Source organism: Nocardioides sp. CER19 (assembly GCF_029846275.1).
Classification (GTDB): Bacteria; Actinomycetota; Actinomycetes; order Propionibacteriales; family Nocardioidaceae; genus Nocardioides.
Genome location: NZ_JARVWS010000002.1, coordinates 693,925 through 710,451, shown reverse-complemented (window position 1 = coordinate 710,451; position 16,527 = coordinate 693,925). Strand labels below are relative to the sequence as shown.

Annotated in this window: 14 protein-coding genes; 2 read left to right on the top strand and 12 right to left on the bottom strand. The window is 72.7% G+C overall.

The window, feature by feature from the left end:
- The 6 genes from pstA to QDS12_RS11820 form a co-directional block, all read right to left on the bottom strand.
- On the bottom strand, positions 1-1,122 hold the full coding sequence (gene pstA, locus QDS12_RS11845) for a phosphate ABC transporter permease PstA (protein WP_279880426.1): 1,122 nt from the start codon (positions 1,120-1,122) through the stop codon (positions 1-3).
- 2 nt (positions 1,123-1,124) lie between these two features.
- Positions 1,125-2,129 (bottom strand): phosphate ABC transporter permease subunit PstC, encoded by a 1,005-nt coding sequence (gene pstC / locus QDS12_RS11840; RefSeq protein WP_279879206.1) that lies wholly within the window; start codon positions 2,127-2,129, stop codon positions 1,125-1,127.
- A 227-nt stretch (positions 2,130-2,356) separates the two neighbouring features.
- Positions 2,357-3,739, bottom strand: coding sequence for a glycosyltransferase family 4 protein (locus tag QDS12_RS11835; protein ID WP_279879204.1), 1,383 nt, complete (start codon positions 3,737-3,739; stop codon positions 2,357-2,359).
- Positions 3,740-3,790: 51 nt separating this feature from the next.
- Positions 3,791-5,572, bottom strand: a complete 1,782-nt coding sequence (locus tag QDS12_RS11830) for a hypothetical protein (RefSeq protein WP_279879203.1) — start codon at positions 5,570-5,572, stop codon at positions 3,791-3,793.
- 81 nt (positions 5,573-5,653) lie between these two features.
- Positions 5,654-7,093 (bottom strand): DUF4082 domain-containing protein, encoded by a 1,440-nt coding sequence (locus QDS12_RS11825; RefSeq protein WP_279879202.1) that lies wholly within the window; start codon positions 7,091-7,093, stop codon positions 5,654-5,656.
- Positions 7,094-7,143: 50 nt separating this feature from the next.
- Positions 7,144-8,694, bottom strand: coding sequence for a DUF4082 domain-containing protein (locus tag QDS12_RS11820; RefSeq protein WP_279879201.1), 1,551 nt, complete (start codon positions 8,692-8,694; stop codon positions 7,144-7,146).
- Positions 8,695-8,858: 164 nt separating this feature from the next.
- Between QDS12_RS11820 and QDS12_RS11815 the strand changes: the two genes are divergently transcribed.
- The gene (locus QDS12_RS11815; protein WP_279879200.1) at positions 8,859-10,262 is read left to right on the top strand and encodes an AMP-binding protein; all 1,404 of its coding nucleotides are present in this window, start codon (positions 8,859-8,861) and stop codon (positions 10,260-10,262) included.
- A 6-nt stretch (positions 10,263-10,268) separates the two neighbouring features.
- On the opposite strand, the gene QDS12_RS11810 is transcribed toward QDS12_RS11815, so the two are convergent.
- From QDS12_RS11810 to QDS12_RS11800, 3 genes are read right to left on the bottom strand one after another with little or no spacing between them, the layout of a single operon-like run.
- Entirely contained in the window at positions 10,269-10,541 is a 273-nt protein-coding gene (locus QDS12_RS11810; RefSeq protein WP_279879199.1) for a phosphopantetheine-binding protein, read from the bottom strand.
- A gap of 32 nt (positions 10,542-10,573) precedes the next feature.
- Complete coding sequence (locus QDS12_RS11805; protein ID WP_279879198.1) at positions 10,574-11,803, bottom strand: pyridoxal-dependent decarboxylase, exosortase A system-associated; 1,230 nt, start codon at positions 11,801-11,803, stop codon at positions 10,574-10,576.
- 2 nt (positions 11,804-11,805) lie between these two features.
- Complete coding sequence (locus QDS12_RS11800) at positions 11,806-12,660, bottom strand: hypothetical protein (protein ID WP_279879196.1); 855 nt, start codon at positions 12,658-12,660, stop codon at positions 11,806-11,808.
- 113 nt (positions 12,661-12,773) lie between these two features.
- Between QDS12_RS11800 and QDS12_RS11795 the strand changes: the two genes are divergently transcribed.
- Positions 12,774-13,451: a polysaccharide deacetylase family protein gene (locus QDS12_RS11795; protein ID WP_279879195.1), complete on the top strand. Its 678-nt coding sequence runs from the start codon at positions 12,774-12,776 to the stop codon at positions 13,449-13,451.
- Positions 13,452-13,453: 2 nt separating this feature from the next.
- Here QDS12_RS11795 and QDS12_RS11790 read toward each other — a convergent pair whose 3' ends face one another.
- Genes QDS12_RS11790 through QDS12_RS11780 form a run of 3 tightly spaced genes read right to left on the bottom strand, consistent with a single transcriptional unit; the run spans position 13,454 to position 16,520 of the window.
- The gene (locus tag QDS12_RS11790) at positions 13,454-14,377 is read right to left on the bottom strand and encodes a glycosyltransferase family 2 protein (RefSeq protein ID WP_279879193.1); all 924 of its coding nucleotides are present in this window, start codon (positions 14,375-14,377) and stop codon (positions 13,454-13,456) included.
- Positions 14,374-15,816 (bottom strand): O-antigen ligase family protein, encoded by a 1,443-nt coding sequence (locus QDS12_RS11785; protein ID WP_279879192.1) that lies wholly within the window; start codon positions 15,814-15,816, stop codon positions 14,374-14,376. The genes QDS12_RS11790 and QDS12_RS11785 overlap by 4 nt, the downstream gene beginning before the upstream one ends.
- On the bottom strand, positions 15,813-16,520 hold the full coding sequence (locus QDS12_RS11780; RefSeq protein ID WP_279879191.1) for a hypothetical protein: 708 nt from the start codon (positions 16,518-16,520) through the stop codon (positions 15,813-15,815). Before QDS12_RS11780 ends, QDS12_RS11785 begins: the two co-directional genes overlap by 4 nt.
- Between the last annotated feature and the right edge of the window lie 7 nt (positions 16,521-16,527).

Genomic DNA, 16,527 nt, shown 5'->3' with positions numbered 1-16,527 from the left:
TCACTTCCTGGGCCTGGCGAGGAGTCGTGCGACGACGAAGAGGACGAGCACGAGGATGAGCAGGACCGACGCCGTGGCGAAGGCCCGCTCGATCGCGATCGGGACGCCGCTGCGGACGGTCGAGAAGATGTAGAGCGGCAGCGAGTTCATGACGCCCTGGCTCGGGTCGGTGACGAGGAACGCCGCCGCGCCCGAGGTGATGAGCACCGGCGAGGTCTCCCCGATGCCGCGGGCGATGCCGAGGATCAACGCGGTCGCGAGACCCGGTCGAGCGGTCGGGAGCACGACGTGCCAGACCGTCTTCCAGCGGCTGGCCCCGAGGGCCAGGCTCGCCTCGCGGAGGCCACCGGGCACGACCCGGAGCACGACGTCGGATGCGCGGGCGATGATCGGCAGCATCATCACCGAGATCGCCAGGCCGGCCGCGAGACCGGAGCGGGGCACGCCGAGGGCGATGATCAGGGTCGTGTAGATGAAGAGACCGGCCACGATGGACGGCAGCGCCGTCATCGCCTCGACGACCGTGCGTACGACGCGCGCGAACCGGCCGCCCACCTCGGTCATGAAGACGGCGGTCCCGACGCCGAGCGGCAGCGTGATCGCGACGGCGATCCCGATCTCGATCAGCGAGCCGACGATCGCGTGCAGGATGCCGCCCTTGTCGAGCGGGTCGCTCGGACCGACGCCGGTCATGTCGTGGATGTAGAAGTTGAGGTGCACGAGCGGGTGCCAGCCGCGATGGAAGACGAAGAAGATCGTCGACGCGAGGGCGCTGAAGACGACCAGCGCGCCCGTGGAGACGAGCCACTGCGCGATCCGGTCCTTGACGACGACGAGGTCGTCGGTCAGCGCCGTCGTCACGGACAGCACGAGCAGGTTCATGGCGCCGAAGACGACGAGGAACCACGCGGGCCCCGGCGTCGGCAGCAGGCGCTGGGTGATCACCCAGGCGAGCGCGGCCGCGGACAGGCGCGAGCCCCAGATGACGAGGCGGTCCTGCTCGGGCATGGCGCCGAGACCGGCCCGCGGGACGGGAGCGGGCGTCTCCTGACCGCTCGCCGGCAGGTGCGTGCGCGGCTGGGGGTCGTCGGTCGCCTCGGTGACGGGCGCGGACACGGTCATGGTCACGAGGTCTCCGCCCCCGATCGGCTGCGGTTCACGACGATCGCGGCCAGCGTGTTGACGACGAGCGTGATGAGGAACAGCACGAAGCCGGCGGTGAGGAGGGCCGAGAGCTGGATGCCGTTGGCCTCGCCGAACTGGCCGGCGATGAGAGCGGAGACGGTGTCGGTGCCGATCTCGAGGATGCGCGGCTTGATGACGAACTCGGGGCTGATGATCAGCAGGACGGCGATGGTCTCGCCGAGCGCCCGGCCCAGGCCGAGCATCGTGCCGCCGATGATGCCGCCCTTGCCGAACGGCAGCACGACGGTGCGGATCATCCCCCACTTCGTCGCACCGAGCGCGAGCGCTGCCTCCTTCTCGCCGGCCGGCGTCTGCGAGAACACCTGCCGCATGACCGCGCAGGCCATCGGCAGCACCATCATCGCCACCGCGATGCCGGCGACGAACGCCGACGCCGTGTAGCGGCTGGCGTCCGGGACAGCGGCATCGGCGTCGGTGCCCACGGAGAAGATCGGGATCCATCCCAGGTGCTGGTGGAGGACGTGGGCGAACCCGCTCGCGTGCGGCTGGATGAGGAAGAAGCCCCACAGGCCGTAGACGATCGAGGGGACGGCCGCCATGAGGTCGACGAGCGACACGAGCGTCGCCTTCCAGCGGTCGGGCGCGTACTCGCTGATGTAGAGGGCCGTCGCCAGCGAGAGCGGGAACGCGAACGACATCGCCACCAGGGCGACGGACAGGGTGCCGACCAGGACCGCGGCGATGCCGAGCACGTCGGCCTCCGGCTGCCACTGCGTCTCGGTCAGGAACGAGAATCCGTAGTGCCGGAACGTCGGCCACGACTGGTAGGCGAGGAAGACGCCGATGCCGCCGGTGATGACGAGCACCGAGGCGCCGATCGCTCGGAAGGTGTGCGCGAAGACCGCGTCACCGCCGGTCGGCTTGCGGGAGATCCGTCGGGGGCGGACGCCAGCGGGGGCGTCCGGCACGGGAAGGGTGGTCACCTGGTGGCTTTCTTCACTCACGCCCGAGACGGCGGTCGAACGTCGTGAGTGTCGAGAAGCGAGGCGAACCGGGGGGCCGCGGACGGTGAATGGCGACCGAACAACGTGGCGGCTTTTGGCCAACAAGATGACGTGAGGCCGGCTGCCTAGCCCAGAGGGGCTAGACGGCCGGGGATCGCGGGCTCAGGGTCCCGCAACGGCAGGTGAACGGCGGGCGACGGAGCGGGTCAGGCGCCGACGGTCTCCACATCGATCGCCGGGTCGAGCTCCGAGCCCGACGTGCGGGGCGCGGGGACGGCGCCGGCGGGCTCGCGGCTGCGCAGGAAACGGTCGAACTCGGCCTCGGAGTCCACGTCGACGAACGTGTGACCGAAGCCGTCCCCGGCGACGGGGCCGGCGACCGTGATCCGCGCCGGGATGCCGAACAGCCCGTCGTAGACGCCCACGTAGGCCTCCGACTGCGCCCGCCAGTCGAGGTGCCGGCAGACCCGCGCGCGGGCCTTGCGTGCCATGTCGAGCCGCTGCTCCGGGTCGTCGAGCAGCCGCTCGACCGCGTCCGCGAACGCCGACACGTCGCCGGACGCGACGTAGAGGCACGAGTCGGCGCCGGAGACGCGGGTCTCGACCAGGTCGAAGGAGACCGACGGCAGGGCGTAGGCCATGTACTCCATCGTCTTGTTCATCGTCGACACGTCGTTGAGCGGCGTCTTGAGGTCCGGGCAGACGCCGATGGTCGCCCGGCTGAGGTGCTCGGCGATCATGCCCGCGTCGGCGCGGCCGGTGAACGTCACCACCTCGTCGAGGCCGAGTCGGGTGCACTGCTCGCGCAGGTCGTCGTAGCAGTCGCCGAAGCCGAGCAGGGTCGCCTCGACGTCGGTCCGGCCCCGGCGGTGGACGAGCTCGTCCATCACCTCGAGGACCAGGTCGACCCCGTCCTGCGGGTTCATGATGCCGAGGTAGACGAGCGAGTGCCGCCGCGGCACCTCGGCCGAGGGCTGCACCGGTCGCATCACGCGGGTGTCCGGCCCGCTGCGCACCACGGTGACCTGGTCGCCCGCCATGCCACCGCGGGTCAGCGCGATGCGCCGGTAGGACTCGTTGGTGGAGATGACGTGGTCGGCGGTGCGGTAGGTCATCGCCTCGAGCCAGACCAGACAGTTGTACTGGGCGCGCGCCATCCGGCCGCGCGGCTCGCCGAACCGGGAGAGGAACAGCTCGGGGTTGAGGTCGTGCTGGTCGAACACGAACCGCACGCCCTTGCGGCGCCACAGCCGGGCCAGCGCCCAGTAGGTGTCCGGCGGGTTGCACGCCTGGATGACGTCGAAGTGCTGCCGCTTCCAGACCTTCCTGCTGAGCAGCGCCGTCCGCAGCCAGCAGTACACGAACTCGAGCAGGTAGCCGAGCACCCCCGAGGCCTGGGGCGGCGGCTGGTACTTGTAGATCCGCACGCCGTCGATGACCTCACGACCCGGGTCGCCGGGACCCTTGGGACAGATCACGCTCACGTCGTACCCGGCCGCGCGGAGCGCCTGGCACTCCAGCCAGACCCGGCGGTCCAGCGGCACGGGCAGGTTCTGCACGATGACGAGGGCATGGATCCTGGCAACCATGGGCCCACCTTCTGAGCAGGTCAGCGGGCGGGTCGGGCCACGCCTGGGATATCACTCATATGAGGGAGTGCTCTCGGCGGCGGCCGCCGTCCGCCCGGCCAGCGCGGCGCCGAGGTTGATGAGCAACGCGACGGCGCTCGGCTCGGGGGTGCAGGTGCCGTCGACGACGCCGGCCAGCCAGTCGGACCGGAAGAACCCGGCGGTGGCCACCGACTCGAGCAGCTGGGGCCGCTCCCGCCAGTGGCGTACGACGGCCGCGGCGAGCACCGCACCGCCGACCGGCGGGCGCCGCCTGCCGGCCAGGCGCTGCGTGACCTTGCGCCCGCCGCGGCGGATCACGCCGCGGGCGTTGCCGACCGCCCGGTGCAGCCCGGGCTCGGCCATCGTGGCGGGCGCGGGCCGACCGTCGAGCGGGATCCGGGCCAGGTCCTCGTCGAGGGCGACCTGGAGCCGGGCGAGGAACCGGGAGTTCCGCTTGTCCTCCGGCGCGAGGCCCCGCACGGTGGCGATGAACCGGTCGTCGAGCATCGGGTTCGTCGAGACCCGGTCGGTGCACACCGCCGTCTCGGTGCCGCCCGCCCACCGCTGCATCCGGTGCTCCAGGTAGAGGTCGTCGGTCGCCGCCGACCAGCCGTGGCCCGTAGCGGCGAGGATCCGGTGGACGTCCTGCGTCGTGAAGTCGCGAGCCCAGTCATGGAACTCGGGCTCGAGCGCGTCCGGGGGCACCGCGTCGTTGACGAACATCCGCCACCGGGTCAGCTGGAGGGTGCGCCGCATCGTCGGCTTCTCGTGGGCCACCGGCCCGAGGTAGTAGAAGCCGCGCGCGAGCTCGCCGCCGAGGCCGGAGATGCGGCGACCGGGCCGGGCCCGCAGCTCGGCGTAGTCGAGGGCGGCGGCCGCGAGCGGGTCGGCCATCAGCTCCAGGCGCGCCGCCGCGTCGAGGCACAGCTCGTGCGCCTCCGCCGGACTGAGCTCGTCGAGGCCGTCGAGGGTGAGCGTCTCGTGCTGCAGACCGCACCGGCGGGCCAGCGCTCCGGCGATCACCTGGTCGGCGCAGTCCGGCGGACCGAGCGTCATCGCGGCGACCGACGGCCGCCGCGCCGGCGCGATGGCGGAGAGGAGCAGCCGCGAGTCCTGCCCGCCGGTCAGCTGCAGGACGGCGTCGGGATGGTCGTCGAGATAGGCCCCGAGATAGCCGCGCAGCATCTCGCGCATCCGGACGACGGCGGCCTCGAGGGTCGTCGGCTCCGGCTCCGGCGACGCGTACGACGTCTCGACGAGCCGGCCGTCGCCGAGGGTGACCAGCCCCCCGGGTCCGACCTTCGTGACCCCGTCGAAGAGCGTGCGGGTGCCCAGCTGCCAGCCGAGCATGGTCTGCACGGCGAGCGCCTCGCGGTCCAGGGGCGCATCGGTGAGCGCCGCCAGCGCGCGGGCCGAGGTCGAGACGGCGCCCCAGCCAGGGCCGCCGGTCGAGTAGAGGTGCCGGAAGCCGAGCCCGTCGGTCGCGGCGACGAGGGTCCCGGCGTCGCGCAGCGTCACCGCGGCGAACGGCGGCATCAGCGTCGGGAGCAGGTCCTGGTCTGGCCCGAGCAGCACCCGTCGTACGGACTCGGGCCCGAGCCGGCGATCGCGACTGCGGGCGTCGCCGCAGAGCAGCATCACCGCCGAGGTGCTGGGCCGGACGGCCCCGTCGCCCCACACGGCGAGCCGCAGGCCGGGGCCCGTCCCCGGGCCGCCCTCCTGCCACCAGGCGCGGCGCGTCGGCCCCGCCACCCCGCGCGGCGGGGTGGCGCCGGCCGCGAGGGAGAGCGCGGCGAAGCCGGGCTGGTCCATGCCCGCAGGTTCCGCCGCCCGCTCGAACGCTGGCCGCGATGGTGGCGCGGCTACCTCATCTTGGTGAGCCCCCGTCCGGGCCTACCCGCACGGGAGCTTCCTGACCGTCACCCGCCGCCCGTCGACGAGGCGGACGAGCCGGGCGTCCCAGGTGCTGAGGAGGCTGCAGTCGGCGGTGAACGGACCGAACCAGTAGGAGCCGGCGACCACCTCGAGGTTGCGGACCGACCCCCGCGTCCCGAGCCGGAACGAATAGCCGCCGCCCTCCACCAGCAGGCCGTCGATGTCGACCGAGGTGTTGCCCTGGTCCGGGTAGAAGAACGGCGACGTGCCCGTGCAGGTCCGGGTCCCCTCGAGGATGAGGACGCTGTTGCGCACGGTGAGCGCGTTGCCCTGCCACCCCTGGAGGCTGTCGCCGTGCCAGTCGACGCTCTCGCAGTTGTTCGGCGGGGTGATGCGGGCGTAGGAGTCGCGCACGACCACCGGGCCACAGCCCTGAGGCTTGCCTCCGACGCGGAAGCCCTCCGGGAAGCCGTCGATCTTGACCCGGTCGGCGGTGTAGCCGCCCGTCGAGATGGCGGCACCGAGGCCGGCCGTCTTCTGGCCGGGTGCCCGCACGACCGACACCTGCTGCATCAGGAGCCCCGTGGTGCAGGTCCGACCGGGCCAGTTGCCGATCCAGCCGCCCACGACCTCGACGCGCCGCAGCGTCACGTTGTCGGCGGCGACCTCGAGGCCGCCGTTGACGCGCAGGTCCTCGACGACCGCCCCCGGCGTGCGAACGGTGTAGGTGCCGTTGACCGTCCGCTTCGGCCGCCAGCCCGCCGGCACGCCGGCCGTCGACTCGGTCGGCAGGACATCCGGCACGAACGCCACGTCGGCGAAGAACGCCGAGGTCGACGACCGGGTCGGGAACGACTGACCGTGCGTGGCCACCCGCGCCCCGGTCGCGACGAGTGCCCCGCTGCGGACGACGCGTCCCTTCGCGAAGACGTTGCCACGGCGCGACACGTGGCGGCCGGGAACGGTGTAGCTCACGACGTAGGTCCGTCCGGTGTGCAGCGCGACGGGACGCGCGAGGGCCCGGGCCTGCCAGCCGGCCGCCCCGCTCCTGGGGATGCGCACCTGGCCCAACCGCCTCCCGCCGGCGGTGAAGAGCCGCATCCTGACCGCCGCCTGGGGCGCGCGCACGCTGTAGAAGCGCAGCGCGGTGACGCGGCCCGACCTCGTCGGTCGGAACCGCGTGCCGACCGTCGTCGCCGTCGTGCGCCGGTCCGAGGCACGCGGCTTCGCCTTGCGCCAGATGCCGTACGCCGCCGGGGCGGTCCTGGCCGCCTGCGGTTCCGCCGAGCTGGGCGTGTCGGCCGCCAGCGGTGCCCGCGCCGCCACGGCAGCTCCTCCGCCGCCGGGGTCGGCGCCGAGGAGCAGCTGCGTGCCGACGGCGACCGCGGCGACAGCGAGGAGCACCGTCAGGACGTGTCGGCGCCGTCGGGGAGCGCGGTCGGTGAGGGCGTGGGTCATGGGCGGCAACCTCCGCTTCGTCGGGGTCTCGGTGGAGTCAACACGAACGCCTAGTCGCACGGAAGGACGGAGACAGGCACCGGCTGTCCGTGGTCGAGGCGGACGAGCCTGGCGTCCCAGGCGCTGAGGAGCCCGCACTTCACGTCAAGCGGGCCGAACCAGGAGGCGTCGGCGACGACGTCGAGGTTGCGCACCGACCCCGGCGTCCCGAGACGGAACGAGTAGCCGCCGCCCTGGACGAGGAGGCCGTCGATGTCGACCGACGTGTTGCCCTGGTCGGGGTAGAAGAAGGGTGCGGTCCCCATGCAGTCGCGGCGGTCGGCGAGGACGAAGACGCTGTCGCGCACGGTGAGCCGGGCGCCCTCCCAGCCCTGGATCGCGTCGCCGTGCCAGTCGAGGCCGGCGCAGTCGGCGGGCGCCGTCACGCGGACCCAGGAGTCGCGCACCACCACGGGTCCGCACCCCTGGGGCTTCCCGCCGACCCGCATGCCCTCCGGCAGCCCGTCGATCTTCACGCGGTCGGCCGTGTAGCCGCCGGTCGAGATCGCGGCGCCGAGGCCGGCGGTGTCCTCGCCGGGCCCCGCGAGGACCGACACCTGCTGCAGGAGGAGGCCGGTGGTGCAGGACGCACCCGAGGGCCAGTTGCCGATCGACCCGCCGACGACCTCGACGCGGCGCAGCGTCACGTCGTCGGCCGCGATCTCGATGCTGCCGTTGACGCGGAGATCCTCGACCACCGCGCCCGGCCTGCTGACGACGTAGCGGCCGTCGACCGTCTTCCTCGGCTTCCAGCCCGCCGGTACGCCGGCCGTGTCGGCGGTCGGGAACCGCGGACTGCGGCCGCCCTTCACCGTCGGCGGCGGCGTCCCGCTCGGGCTCGGGGTGTCGGTCGGGCTCGGCGTCGGCACCGGGGTGGCGCCCGCGGCAGGCGGCGCCGTGGTCCCGGCCGGAGGCGTCGGCGGCTGGCTCGAGGAGCCGGGCGGGCGCACGACGATGTCGACGGTGTAGCTGGCGGCCTCGTGGGTCTTCGACGGGAAGCCGCCCGGCGCGTAGTCGTAGACGCCCGCGTCCGGCCGTGCGGAGAGCGGGCCGCGGGAGACGGCGTCGGTGAAGTAGTGCTCGTCGGCCGAGTAGCGGCCGTCGTTCGCGGTGTAGGAGATGACGTAGTCGGTCCCGGGCCGCAGCGTCGGCGGGTCACCGAACCGCGCGGTCTGCAGGCCGGCCGCCGAACCGTCGGCGAACGTCGCCACGGCCAGCTTGCGGCCGTCGCCCGACCACAGCGTCGCGGGGTGGGGCCCGGTGTCGCCGGGCCCCCGGTAGTACTGGGCGGCGATCGCCTCGGCCGACCGGTCGACACGGAACCGCAGCCCCAGCTCGACGGGCCGACCGTCGGGCTCGGTCAGCACCTTCGGCACCTCGTCGTCGGGCAGCAGGCTGACCGCGCCGCTCCACCGGTCGCCCCCACCGGTGAGGACCAGGACGCCTGCCCCCACGACGAGAGCGAGCGCCACCACGCCGATCACGACCCGCTGCCGCCGGGTCAGGGTCGGCAGTCGCCGACCAGGAGCGTGGCCAGCGAGACTGCGCTCGCGAACTGGCATGGAGTACCGATCCGTGTGGGGCTGGACACGACGGTCGAACGGTAGGAGGCCGGGGTGGGCCGCTGCACCCCTCGATGACCCAGATTGGGTATCGCTGGTCGAGGGCCGTCGACGACGCCCGAAACCACCTCGCGGGGGCGGCCGTGGCCGTTAGCATGACGGCCGTGAACGCTCTCGCGGACCGCATCCGGTCCGTGCGCGCGCGGGCGCTGTCGGAGGCGACGGTCGTCGACCGGCGGGCCACGTTGACCGACGCCGAGCTGCTCCGGTCGGCCGAGGACCTGGTCCGCACGATCCGGGCCGAGACCGATCGGGCCCGGCCGGTGGTCGCCGCCGTCCTCCCCCTCGCGACCGACGCGCTCGTGCTGCTGACCGCCGCCGTCCTCGGTGACCTCACCCTGTGCTGCGTCGATCCTGCCGCGCCGGAGGAGCGCCGGGCCGCCGTCCTGGACGCGCTCGGCCCGGACGTCGTCGTCGACGGCTCGGGGCTGCGCCGCAGCACCGGCGTCGACCGTGACGACCTGCCGTCCGGGTACGTCGCCATGTCGTCGGGCTCGACGGGGGGCGGCCCGAAGGGCGTGCTGTCCTCCTGGTCCAACATCGCGCAGTTCGTGCCGCACGGCGCCGAGGCCCTCGACCTCGACGAGGGGTCGGTGTGGGCGGAGGTCTCGCACCTCTCCTACGACCTCGCGATGACCAACCTCCTGGTCGCGCTCGCCGCCGGCAGCAGCCTGCGGCTGTCGTCGGCGCTGGGCGACCGGCTGCGCCCGCTCGCCTTCACCGAGAAGGCCGGCGCCACCCACCTGCGCCTCGCGCCGCGGTTCATCGAGCTGGCGGTCAACGAGCGGCCCGGCCCGGGTCCGCGGTCCCTGCGCGTGTGGGGCTCGGGCGGGGACCGGCTCTCCGAGGCGGGAGCACGTCAGGTGTTCGGGCTCGGGGTCTCCCTGCTCGTCAACACCTACGGGACCAGCGAGACGATCGGGTTCGCCAGCGCCGGGCGGATGACACCCGACGACGAGCTCCCCTCGCTGCACGGGACCGTGACGATCGGGCGCGGCACGGTCGGCCCGTGGCACACCGGACTGCACCGGCGGGGCGACCAGGACATGCTCGCGATCGAGTCGCCGCACCTGCCCGGCGGCTACCTGTTCGGCAGCCCGAGCGGCGACTACCCGCGCTGGGAGGGCGCCGGGCAGGTCCTCACCGGCGACACCGGCGGACGGGTGGGCGATGACCTCTTCTGCCTCGGACGCGCCGGCCGGCGCGTCAAGCGGAGCGCCAGCTTCGTCGACCTCGACGAGCTGGACGCGTCGGTCCGGGAGCGGCTCGGCGTGTCGACGTACACGACCGCCACCGCGAGCGGTGAGCTGGTCAGCCTCGTCGAGGGACCCGAGGCGCAGCTCGAGGAGCTGCGCCGCCGGCTCGGCGGCGTCCTGCGTCCCGACAGCGTGCCCCAGGCGCTGGTCGCGGTCGCGCAGCTGCCGCGGCTCGGCAACGGCAAGCTCGACCACGGCGAGGCGCAGCGGCTGGCGCTGGACGCCGACGCCCGCCGAGCCGAGGGCGACTGAACGGGCTCAGCTGCTCTGACGGTCGATGTAGGCCGACAGCGAGCCGACGCTCTCGAACACCTCTGCGGTGATGTCGTCCTCGTCCATGTCGAAGTCGAACCGCTCCTCGATGACGGTGATCAGCTCGACGAGCGCCAGGGAGTCCAGCTCGGGCAGGCTGCCGAACAGGAGCGTGTCGGCGGTGAAGGTCCCGGCACTGTGGTCCTCCCCCAGCACGTGCGTGAGGGCGTCGGCCAGGCGGTCGACGGTGGTGGTCGTCGGGACGGTGTCGCTGGTCATGGGGTGCCTTCCGGGTCGGAGATGGGTGCGGGTCAGACGAGCACTTCGAGCGGCTGCGGGTGGCTGAGGAACGCCGTGGGGCTCGCGGTCAGGCCGTAGGCGCCGGCCTGGTGCACGACCACGAGGTCGTCCACCTCGGCGCGGGGCAGGGCCACCTTGTCGCCGAGCAGGTCGAGCGGCGTGCACAGGGACCCGACGACCTGCACCACCTCGGAGTCGGCCTCGTCCATCCGGTTCGCCACCGCGATCGGGTAGTTGCGGCGGATGACCTGGCCGAAGTTGCCCGAGGCCGCGAGCTGGTGGTGCATCCCGCCGTCGACGACGAGGAAGGTGCTGCCGCGGGACAGCTTCCGATCGACGACGCGGGTGACGTAGACGCCCGCCTCGCCGACGATGTAGCGGCCGAGCTCGACGACCACGCGGGCGCCGGGCAGCCGCGGCCGGACCCGCGCCGCGAGCAGCGACTCGAGGTTGGCGCCGACCGTCCCGAGATCGAGCGGCACGTCCTTGTCGTAGTAGGGGATGCCGAACCCGCCGCCGATGTTGAGGTACGTCGGCTCGTCGGCGAGGTCGTCGGCCAGCCGCAGCACCAGCTCGACGGTGCGAGCCTGCGCCTGGGCGAGGATGTCGGCGTGCAGGTTCTGCGAGCCGGAGAAGACGTGGAACCCGACCACGTCGACGTCCCGGTCGCCGAGCTCCTTGAGCAGGGCCGGCACCTCCTCGGCGTCGACGCCGAACTGCTGGGCGCCACCGCCCATCCGCATCCCCGAGCCCTTGACCTCGAAGTCCGGGTTGACCCGCACGGCCACCTGCGGGCGCACGCCGAGGCGCTCGGCCGCGGTCGTGAGCCGCTCGGCCTCCAGCGGCGACTCCAGCTCGACGAGTACGCCGGCAGCGACCGCCTGGGTCAGCTCGGCGACCGACTTCCCCGGTCCGGCGAAGCTGATGGCCGCCGGCGGCACCGGCGTGTCCAGCGCGACGCGCATCTCGGCGCCGGAGGCGACGTCGAGCGAGTCGACGATCGTGCTCAGGTGCTGGACCACCGCCGGCATGGGGTTGGCCTTGACGGCATAGCTGAGGTGGACGTCGTGCGGCAGCGCGGCGCGGAGCTGCCCGACCCGGGCGTCGAGGCGGGAGCGGTCGTAGGCGAAGAACGGCGTGCTGCCGACCCGCTCGGCGAGACGGCTGACGGGGATGCCACCCACCAGCAGCTCGCTGCCGGCGGTGGGGAACGACATGGTGCGTCGGTCGATCTGGGTCACGGTCACCACTCCAAGCAGGTCAGCTCGCTGTACAGGTAGTCGACGTGCTCGGGATCGAGGTCGTCACTCCTGAACATCTTGGGTCGGGAGGTGGACAGCAGCACCGAGCCGGCCGGTCGCCCGCCGGCGACCCGCAGCTCGACGAGGGTCGCCGGGATGCCGTGCCGGATCATCAGGTGGCCGGCGACGTTGCGGGCGTGCCGGCGGAACAGCTCGGGGTTGCTGGCGTGGAGCACCGTCGCGAACGCGCGGACCCCCTTGCGGGAGTCACGGCGCAGGACGACGTACGAGTGGTCGTGCGGGGTGGCGAGCAGCAGGTGCCGCGCCGCCGCGGTGTCGCGGTGGTCGAGGTAGACCCGCCGCTCCTGGTCGGTGAGTCGCTCGAGCAGCGCCTCGGGGTTGCTCGTGACCTTGACCCCGCGGCGTGGCGGCGCGGGGATGTTGGGCAGCAGGGCGGTGGTCGTGTCGAGGTCGACGAACTTGAGACGCCGGTTGAGCGGCACCACGTTGCCGCTCGGCGAGAAGTCGGTGAAGGCGTAGCCCTTCTGCTTCAGCAGCGTGGTGAGCAGCCGCAGCCCCTGGTGCCGGTGGCTGTCCAGCACGCACCACGCGCCCAGGTTGCACACCCGCAGCGACCGGCCCGCGATCTCGCGCTCGGAGTAGTAGGCGAGGTAGGCGCCGACCACCCGGCCCTCCTCGGCCAGGAGGTAGCCGTGGTTGGGCTGCGGCACCTTCCACGGCACCTGCAGCGCCCGCACCCACGACCTGATGGGCACCGACCGGTTCAGGTTCTCGTGGAGGAACCAGCCGACGGCGCGCAGGTCGGCGGTCGTGATGGGCGCGAGGGCGACGCTCATGCGTTCCTCCGGTGGGTCAGGCCTCGGCGTTCCTGAGATCGCGAGATCCTGAACGCTTCGGGAGCCGATACGATTCTGGTCACAGGTACCGACGGCGAGGGGGCGACCTGTCCATGGCGTCTCGAGCGGATCAACGCCTCGTCAACATCTGCCTCCACGGCATCGGTCGCCCGGCTCGGCCCATGGAGCCCGGCGAGGACGCCTACTGGATCGACCCGAGCCTCTTCGAGCAGGTCCTGGACGTCGCAGCTTCCGATCCGCGCGTGCGGATCAGCTTCGACGATGGCAACGCGTCCGACCTCGCCCTCGGTCTCCCGGCGCTCCGCGAGCGCGGTATGACCGCCACGTTCTTCGTGCTGGCCGGACGGCTCGACCGGCCCGGCAGCCTGTCCTCGGCCGACGTGCGCGAGCTCGTGGACGCCGGCATGCGCATCGGGACGCACGGGATGGACCACGTCCCCTGGCGCGGCCTGTCGGACGCGTCGCTGCGGCGCGAGCTCGTCGACGCCAGGATCGCGATCGCCGAGGCGGCCGGCACGCCCGTCCTCGACGCGGCCCTGCCGCTCGGTCGCTACGACCGGCGGGTGCTCGACGCGCTGCGCCGCGAGGGCTACCTCTCCGTGCACACCAGCGACCGTCGCTGGGCCCGCGACGGCGCCTGGCTGCAGCCGCGGTTCAGCGTCCACAGCGATGACACCCCCGACAGCGTGCGCCAGCGGGTACTGGCCACTCCGTCGGTCATCGAGCGGGCCAAGCGCGGGGCGATCGGCCTCGTGAAGCGCTACCGCTGACCTCATGCGACCCACCCCGGTCCCCGGCTGCCGGTGAGGCGGCGCGGGTGGAGGAGGGTGCGCGTGGCGCGGCGCGAGGTCTCCTTGCCCAGGAGGGCGCGGGTGCCCTCGCGCAGCAGCAGCATCGCCCAGTAGAGCGTCGTCTCCGCGCGGCCGTGGCGCTGGGCGAACAGCTTGACCCGGTTGGCGACCAGCAGCGACCACAGGGCCGGCGACGTCGCCGACTCCCCACCCAGGTGGACGGCACCTGCCGTCGGCACGAAGCGGATCGTGAAGCCGGCGTCACCGGCGCGCAGGTGGAAGTCGGTCTCCTCGGAGTAGAGGAAGAAGCTCTCGTCCCACGGGTGGCACGCGGCGAGGCAGGCAGCGCTGATCAGCTGCGTCGAGCCCTCCGCCCAGTCGGTGGTCGTCGGGCGGTCGTAGCGGCGCGGGTCGGTGATGTGCTCGCCGAGGAGCGGGATCCGGCCCGCGCGGCGGCCCCCGATGAGCGCATCGGCGGCGGCCCGCAGCACGGTGGGCTCGCGCCGCATCGACATCGTCAGCCGGCCGTCCGCGTCGGTGAGCCGGGGTACGGCGATCCCGGCGCCCTCCTCCTCGAGCACGCGCAGCAGCTCGGGGACGCACCCGGGGTCCAGCCGCACGTCCGGGTTCAGCACCATGGTGGGACCGGACGCTCCCGCCGCCTGGACCGCCGCGTTGATGCCCGCGGCGTAGCCGGCGTTGCGGCCCATCTCCACGATCTTGGCCTCCGGCGCGAGCTCGCGCAGGAGCTCGACGGTGCCGTCCGCCGAGGCGTTGTCGGCGACCACGAGGTGCCACGGCACCTCCCCGAGCCCGGGTCCGAGCGAGGCCACGAACGCGGGCAGCAGGTGGGCGCTGTTGAAGGTGACCACGACGACGGTCACGGTCGCTGAGACGTGGGTCATGCCGCTCCCTCCAGCACGGGCGTGCGGGACTGGCGCTCGAGCTCCGGTTCCGGCGGCACGCCCAGGCGGGTCAGCCGCCAGGTGGCACCACCGAGACCGGTGAGCAGGAAGGTGACGCCGGCGGCCATCGGGAACCCGAGGCCGTCGAAGGTGGCATGGGCGACCAGGAGGCCGAACAGGCCGGCCGAGATGCTGAGCCCGACGTTGCGGGAGCGCTCGTCGGCGGCGTGGTGGTGGGTGCCGCGGGCACAGAAGTAGCCGATGAGCAGCGCGATGAGGAACATGCTCAGTCCGATGGCACCGAGCTCCACGAGCAGCAGGAGGTACTCGTTGTCGAGGATGCGGTAGTACTGCGGCATGAGCGTGAACAGACCGCGCCCGAACCACGGATGCTCGCCCCAGAGCAGGTGCACCGCCGCGTAGTCCTGGGTGCGTCCCTCGACGCTCGGATCCTTGTCGGCGTTCACGAAGAACGACAGCAGGGTGCCGACCAGGCCGGGCACGGCGACGCGTAGACCGACGACGGCGAACGGCAGGATCGCCAGCGCGCGGAGCTTCCATCGCGCCGGCCACCCGATGAGGAGCACGAGGAAGGCGCACAGGACGGCCACCACGGCTCCGCGCGAGACCGACAGGAACATGCCCAGGCCGATGAGGAAGGTCGGCAGCAGGGCGTAGCGCTCGCCCCAGCGGAAGATCGTCCGGTGCAGCGCCAGCGGGAAGAGGGCGGCCAGCACGACGCCGTACTCGATGGGGTGGGCCGCGGTGCTGGCCACCCGGTTGAGGACCGACCGCGACGCGACCGCCCCGAAGTCGGAGTTGGCGCTCAGCCCCGGGATCTGGAACAGGCCGGCGATGTCGAGGCCGGTGAAGAACTGGATGATGCCGAGGCCGGCCATGAAGGCGGCCAGCCAGCTGACCCAGTTGACGACGGTGTCGATGTCCCGCCACGACCGCATGCCCTCGGCGGCCAGCAGCATGATGCCGAGCCACCCGACGACCGAGAGCAGGCCTCGGTCCGCCGCCTTGGCCACCATCGCGTTGATCTCGTCGACGGTCGGCGCCAGCAGCGTCCAGTTGTCGATGCCGCTGCGCACCGCGGGCGGCGCGAACCACCCCGTCGCCGTGCCGTTGGCGTAGGGGATCAGGATCGCGACGGCCATCAGCGCCGCGCCCACCCGGGTGGGCGTGAGCCCGCGGATGGGGTTCTGACCGCCGAGCGTCGCGCAGACCCACCAGGCCAGCGCGACCATCCCGAGCATGTTGGCCGGCGTGCCCGGCGCGCCCAGCGGGCGGAAGATCAGGACGGACGGGATGCAGAGCAGCATCGCGATGTAGAGGCACACCACGAGCACCGCGGGCACGCGCTTGGCACCCGGACGGCTGCGCACGTAGGCGCGCAGCCCCTCCAGGCGGAGGACGCGGAGGACCCTGGTCACGGCCCGCGCCGCGCCTTGACCCGCTTGTCAGCCTCGAACGCCGGGTCTGCCTCCTCGGCGTCGGTGTCCTCCACCTTGGCCAGCTTGAGGTCTCGCACGAACTTGCGCCGCGACAACAGCTTGTCGAGCACGAACGCCGCGATCAGGGTCAGGATCCCGCCGGCGGCTGCCACTCCGGCCAGCGCACGGATCTTGTTGCCGGGCACGACCTCGGCGCCCTTCCCCACGTTGGTGTCCTCGGTGTAGATCGACTGCGACGCCGGTACCGAGACCGCCTTCTGCCGCTGGTCGAGCCGTTCCTTCAGCCACTTCATGACGCGGTCGCGCATGGCGACCGCCTTCGCGGGGTCGACGTCGGTCGTGCTGATCGTGAGCAGCGGACCGGTCGACGGGACCAGCGCCACCGAGTACTCGGTCTTGAAGCCCTCGCTCGCGAACTGGGCGATCACGTCCTTGGTCATCGACTCCGTCGCGATCAGCGACGCGGTCGTCGTCAGGCCCGGCACCAGGTTGATGTAGGGGTTGGACGGCGTCGCGTGGCCGGTGGCGTCCGGCGGCAGCAGGAAGAGCATCTCCCCCGACGCCTGGTATTGCGTCGGCAGGGTCTTCATCGCGTACGCCGCCCCACCGACGATCAGCACGAGGCCGATGACGGCGACGTACCACCGTCTCAGCAGCAGCCTCACTGCATCCATGAAGTACATGTGCATC